We start from the raw sequence: 501 nt of genomic DNA, 5'->3' as shown, positions 1-501 counted from the left end.
ATACCAGTGCTACCCGTGGAGCCAGTCGGTCCAGTGGCTCCAGTACTGCCCGTGGCACCAGTAGTTCCTGTCGATCCAGTACTGCCAGTGAAGCCAATTGGTCCAGTCGCTCCAGTATTGCCGGTGGCCCTGTCGGTCCGATTGCTCCAGTACTGCCCGAAGCACCAGAAGGTCCAGTAATGCCAGTAGTGCCGGTGGAGCCGGTAGGTCCGGTACTTCCAGTAGAGCCAGTAGCCCCCGTTGGACCGATAGTTCCAGTACTGCCGGTGGCACCAGTCGGTCCAGTGGCTCCGGTAATACCAGTGGAGCCAGTAGGTCCAGTGGTACCAGTGTTGCCCGTGGCCCAGTCGGTCCAGTGTTACCAGTACTGCCTGTGGCCCCAGTCGGTCCGGTGGCACCAGTAATGCCTGTGGGACCTGTTGATCCAGTGGTACCAGTATTGCCCGTAACGCCGGTAGGTCCGGTGGTACCAGTATTGCCCGTGGCCCCAGTCAGTCCAGT

Annotated in this window: 1 pseudogene; it reads right to left on the bottom strand. The window is 60.5% G+C overall.

The annotated features are described in order from the left end of the window. Positions 1 to 501, bottom strand: a pseudogene (locus JCM19038_RS24770) (hypothetical protein); the annotation flags it as partial.

The sequence above is a fragment of the Geomicrobium sp. JCM 19038 genome (assembly GCF_000698125.1).
In the GTDB taxonomy this organism is placed as follows: domain Bacteria; phylum Bacillota; class Bacilli; order Bacillales; family Marinococcaceae; genus Geomicrobium_A.
This window is presented reverse-complemented; position numbering and strand designations above follow the sequence as displayed.